This window comes from Streptomyces sp. MB09-01 (assembly GCF_033794505.1).
GTDB lineage: Bacteria > Actinomycetota > Actinomycetes > Streptomycetales > Streptomycetaceae > Streptomyces.
In genome coordinates, this window is the sequence record NZ_JARAYQ010000424.1 from 1 (window position 1) to 4499 (window position 4499).

The 4499-nt window shown below is 70.2% G+C and carries 5 protein-coding genes and 4 pseudogenes; 4 read left to right on the forward strand and 5 right to left on the reverse strand.

Features of this window, described 5'->3' with window-relative positions:
* A partial coding sequence (locus PV721_RS41490; RefSeq protein WP_319733809.1) for a hypothetical protein occupies positions 1-197 on the forward strand: 197 nt, incomplete at its 5' end.
* Positions 198-405: 208 nt separating this feature from the next.
* Here the strand turns inward: PV721_RS41490 and PV721_RS41495 are convergent.
* Positions 406-1499 (reverse strand): annotated as a pseudogene (locus PV721_RS41495) (FAD-dependent oxidoreductase).
* A gap of 181 nt (positions 1500-1680) precedes the next feature.
* Here PV721_RS41495 and PV721_RS44220 point away from each other — a divergent pair.
* The 3 pseudogenes from PV721_RS44220 to PV721_RS41510 form a co-directional block, all read left to right on the forward strand.
* Positions 1681-2216 (forward strand): annotated as a pseudogene (locus PV721_RS44220) (transposase); the annotation flags it as partial.
* Positions 2193-2407 (forward strand): annotated as a pseudogene (locus tag PV721_RS44225) (IS481 family transposase); the annotation flags it as partial. The pseudogenes PV721_RS44220 and PV721_RS44225, both read left to right, overlap by 24 nt.
* Positions 2408-2485: 78 nt before the next feature.
* Positions 2486-2853, forward strand: a pseudogene (locus PV721_RS41510) (VOC family protein).
* Positions 2854-2870: 17 nt separating this feature from the next.
* On the opposite strand, the gene PV721_RS41515 reads toward PV721_RS41510, so the two are convergent.
* From PV721_RS41515 to PV721_RS41530, 4 genes are read right to left on the reverse strand one after another with little or no spacing between them, the layout of a single operon-like run.
* Positions 2871-3533, reverse strand: a complete 663-nt coding sequence (locus PV721_RS41515; protein ID WP_319733811.1) for a DUF4304 domain-containing protein — start codon at positions 3531-3533, stop codon at positions 2871-2873.
* A complete protein-coding gene (locus PV721_RS41520; RefSeq protein ID WP_319733813.1) occupies positions 3527-3679 on the reverse strand; it encodes a hypothetical protein in 153 nt (50 codons plus the stop codon). The genes PV721_RS41515 and PV721_RS41520 overlap by 7 nt, the downstream gene beginning before the upstream one ends.
* A 21-nt stretch (positions 3680-3700) precedes the next feature.
* The gene (locus PV721_RS41525) at positions 3701-3991 is read right to left on the reverse strand and encodes a hypothetical protein (protein ID WP_319733815.1); all 291 of its coding nucleotides are present in this window, start codon (positions 3989-3991) and stop codon (positions 3701-3703) included.
* Positions 3988-4344: a hypothetical protein gene (locus PV721_RS41530; protein WP_319733817.1), complete on the reverse strand. Its 357-nt coding sequence runs from the start codon at positions 4342-4344 to the stop codon at positions 3988-3990. The genes PV721_RS41525 and PV721_RS41530 overlap by 4 nt, the downstream gene beginning before the upstream one ends.
* Positions 4345-4499: the final 155 nt, after the last annotated feature.

Consider the following 4499-nt stretch of genomic DNA (forward strand, 5'->3'; position numbering starts at 1 on the left):
CTTCCTTTGTACTCACCCTCTCGGGTTTTCCTCCGGGCTTTCGTTCTGTGTTCTTGCGTTTCCGACTCTATCAGACTCTTTCGGGCCCGATTTCCTCGGCGCTTTCCAGTTCCTGCGCCTTCGCGCTTTCCCTTTCCGGCGATTCCGACTCTATCAGAAGTTCTCCACCGGATTTCCCGGCTTCGATTCCCGAATGAAGAGTCGAGTGTCCCCACTCGAAAGTGAATCCTTGTGGGGGCTGCTGCCGAGCGTGTCCGCTCCAGGCAACTTCTCGACTCTACAACTAGGCCCGGGAGGTGTCAAAACGCCCGACGCCAGTGCCTGGCGACGTCGCCCGGCAGCCCCCACGACCACCTTCCGCGGTGGTCGGGGCCTTGCACTCCTGGCGCCGCCCGGCCGGCCGCGTCAGCCCTTCTCGTTGATCAAGTCGATCACGGCGTGGGCTGTGCCGTCTAAACCGGCGACCTCGCTGCTACGGGGGAACATGGCCTGCTCGTACTCGGTGAGCGCGGCCTCGAGGTCGTCGGGGTGTGCGGCGAGGGCCTGACCGAGGTCGGCTCCGTCGAGCATGGCGAGGTTGGCGCCTTCGCCGTTCGGGGGCGTGAGGTGGGCGGCGTCGCCGATCAGGGTCACCCCGGCACCCGGTCCCACCGGTGCTCGGCGGGCAGGGCGTATTGGGGGCGCAGGACCGGACCGGTGTCGCCGTCGGTGATCAGCGCGGTGAGTTCCGGCGCCCAGCCGTCGAACTCCCGCGCGATCCGCGCGGTGGCCGCGGCAGCGTCGGTGAAGTCGATGGTGGCGAACCACTCCTGCGGCCGGGCCAGAGCCACGTAGGTGTGCAGGGTGTCCCCGCTCTCCCGGTGGGTGAAGATCTCCCTGCCCGGCGCGGGCGCGATCAGCATCCCGCCGCCGACCGCCTTCGCGGCGGCCGGGTGGCGCGTGTCGGCGTCGAACAGGTACGTCTCGACGAACGACGTGCCGGCGTACTCGGGTGTGGCGGTGGAGAGCAGCGGCCGGACCCGTGACCAGGCGCCGTCCGCGCCGACCAGCAGGCTGGTGACGACCGTGCCGCCGTCGTCGAACGTCACCTCGTGGCGGCCCTCGCCGAGGGCGCGGGTGCTGCCGGCCTTGTGCCCCCACCGGACCGTGCCGGCCGGGAGCGAATCGAGCAGGATCTGTCGTAACTCGCCGCGCTGCACCTCGGGGCGTCCGCCCGTGCCGTCGTCGGCCTTGTCGAGCAGGACGGTCCCGTCCGGGTCGAGGACCCGCATCGCTTGACGGCCCTCCAGGACGATGGCGTGGAACTCGTCCATCAGGCCGGCCGCCTCGAGGGCGAGCTGCCCGTTGTAGTCGTGAATGTCGAGCAGGCCGCCCTGCGTGCGCGCCGACGGGGAGGCCTCGGCCTCGTAGACCGTGACCGGGATTCCGTGGACGTGCAGGACACGGGCCAGCGTGAGTCCGCCGAGGCCTGCGCCGATGATCGTGACGGGTGTGTGCATGGTGGCTCCTTCGGGACCGGGCCGCCCGGTGGAGTCCGGCCGGCCGTCTCTGCAAAGGTTCCAGGCGCCGCCGACGAGCTGCCGACGGTGGACCGACAGCCACCGACGGCTGACCGACACCGCGGCTCCGCCAGGCGATGGGACGCATCGAGCCGTTGCTGCCGGACCGGACACCTCGGTGATCGACGCGATCGCGTTCAAGTACCGCACCGGCACACAATGGATGGACCGGCCCGAGCACTTCGGGTCGTGATGGGCGCCCACAACCGCCTGCGCATGTGGGCCGCGGACGGCACCTGGAAGAAGGTCTTCACCGCCCCGCTCGCCCAGGCCGACGCCGAGGGCGACCTCGACCGGGTCGTCGCCGTCGAGATCCACGTCGCCGACAGCCGTTGCAGGCCTCCGGCCTTCGTCATCACGCCAGGCCAGGCCGGTGACGCAGCCGCATTCGTGCAGGTCATGACCCGCTTACGGGCGCCCCGGCGGACCGGCCGTCCCAGAATCACCCCGGACCTGGTCTTGGCCGACCAGGCCTACTCGTCCCGGGCGATCCGCCGTCATCTGCGGCGCCGCGGGATCCGGGCGGTGATCCCGCAGCCCGCCGACCAGGCCGCCAACCGCAAACGCCGCGGCGGTCGCCCGCCGGCCTTCGACCGCGACACCTACAAGCAGCCGAACACCGTCGAACGCTGCATCAACAAGCTCAAGCAACTTCGCCCGGCCCGCTGTGTCGTCGACTACGGCTGGCCGGTGCGCCGGGCAGCGGCACGTTTCCGGGTAAGCCACACCACCGCGGCCCGCTGCGCCGAGAGCACCTGCGACTGGCGGCCCGCGTCGGGATCGCACCCTCGACCGCTCACCGCATCCTCGCCCGCCACGGCCAGCCGCCCCCGGCCACCCTCGACCGGGGCCGCGTCACCAACGTGTCCGACCAACATGCCTAGGGGGTGTGGATCGCGGCAGGCGACGATCGGCCTGGAGGTGCCATGTCCCTGGAGATGAAGCTGAGTGCGATAACGCTCGATTGCCCTGATCCGCTGGCCCTGGCGGCGTTCTATCAGGAGGCCACCGGCCTCGACCCCCACCCGAAGTCGGACGCGGACTTCGCCGGCCTCAACCGTGAGGACGGGCTCCTGATCGGCTTCCAGCGGGTCGACGATTACCGGGCTCCGAGCTGGCCCGACCAAACCGTTCCCCAGCAGATGCACCTGTGCTTCGACGTCGTTGACCTGGACGAGGCCGAGGCCCGTCTGCTGGAGCTGGGGGCGGGCAAGCCGCTTCATCAGCCCCATGAGGACAAGTGCGGGTCCTGACCGATCCGGCTGGGCACCCCTTCTGCCTCGTCAGGGGCTGAGCGGGGGGCAAGCGCCGTCATGCCTCGAGCGCGCTGCCGTTTCGCGTACTCAGTCGCCGGCGCGTCCAGGTGGCGAAGTCGTCGCCAGGGCCGGCCGGCTGCAGGTGCGCCAGCAGAGATTCGACCTCCTCGCTCGGAGCGTCGTCGACCCGCAGGAGGATCTCCGCCCGCGTGAGCGGCACGAGCCGCACCACCGGCAGGGCCGGGTGGCGAAACTCCTGCAGGAGATTGCCGCGGTCGAGGAGGCGGACGATCTGCGGGACGGTCTCGTCGTGCAGGACCGTGGCCAGCGCCTGACCACAGACGAGGCTGTTGTCCGCGCGCAGGGCCCAGCGCGCACGGAACGGCATCCCGGCCTCCGGAGCGTGTGCTGCGTGAGGCGGTGGGACCACACTGCCGGACATCACCGCGGGGCCGAAGGCAAGGGGGGCTCGGCCATCACCACCGACCGAGTGCCGGTTGATCCACTCCCAGTACGGCGCCGGCACGATGCCGTAGGCGACCTCGAAGACGGCCGCATCAGGGTCTACGTAATGACGGGCGAACCCGAGGACGGCCTGATCGCCATTGTCGGCGGCAAGGCGGAAGGTACGGCCGGACCTCTTGAAGCCGGCGGCCTTCATCACCGGGGCCACGTGTTGCTTGACCAGCAGGTTTAGCGGCGTCACCGGCCTCAGCATGGCCTCGCCCGGAGTCCGCCCGGTGCTGGAGGGGCCTGCAGGCCGGGGACGGCGCGTTCCCGCGCCGGCAGCGCCTCCGCCGGATCCGCGATGCGGCCCTTCGGCGTCTGCGTCTGCGCCTGCGTCTCGATGAGGTCGACTGTCATGGGCAGCAGCCTGCCAGGAGCTCAGAGGTTCACGCGCTTGAGATAGACCCGGCTGCGGTGCGGGATGGTCTGGTACCAGAGCATGAGGTGCTCGTCCTCGTACGTACGCAGCCGCATCGGGTTCCGGTCCTCGTAGAGGCTGCCGTCCTTGGGGTCGATCGCCATCGACGCCAGGTCGACCAGGCCGTCCATGACGGCGGTGACCAGCTCCTGGTGCTCCGCGGGCATGTCGCCGAGGACCCACAGCCGGCTGGGGTCGCACTCCCACGCCCAACCGCCGTCGTTCTCCACTCCTTCGCCCCGCGCGGTCACTGACCGATCTCGCGCTGGGCCTCGGCGAGGATGCGGCTGCTCGCCTCCATGGCCGCCCGGAACTCTTCCTCCGTCGCGTTCGGATCCCCGGCCACCCGCTCCGCCTCGTGCAGCGCCGCCGAGCGCGCCGGCCAGCGGTGGATCGCCACGTGCGTGGCCCACTTGATCAGGAAGAACCGCAGCGGATTGATGGCACCGGTCTCCGCGGCACGGTCGAAGGCCTCGTTGCACTCCTTGTCGAGCGCGGCCAGGCTCGCCATGTCGATGCGGCGTACGGCGTCCCGGAGGGCCTCCCGGGTCATGGCCGGCTGAGGAATGAGCGGTCCGCCGTCTTCCAGCTGCTGTGCAGTCATCGCGTCCTCCAGAGGAACGCGGCCAGGATACCCAGCCGGGCCCGTGACCCTGCCGGTAAACGCAGAAAAGCCCCGCACCGAACCCGAAGGTTTGGTGCGGGGCTTCCGCAATGATTGTTCGGCGGCGTCCTACTCTCCCACAGGGTCCCCCCTGC

Excerpts from the sequence above, each read along its gene's own strand:
- PV721_RS41520 (WP_319733813.1), bottom strand. The coding sequence starts at position 3,679 with ATGACAGTCGACCTCATCGAGACGCAGGCGCAGACGCAGACGCCGAAG.
- PV721_RS41515 (WP_319733811.1), bottom strand. The coding sequence starts at position 3,533 with ATGCTGAGGCCGGTGACGCCGCTAAACCTGCTGGTCAAGCAACACGTG.
- PV721_RS41530 (WP_319733817.1), bottom strand. The coding sequence starts at position 4,344 with ATGACTGCACAGCAGCTGGAAGACGGCGGACCGCTCATTCCTCAGCCG.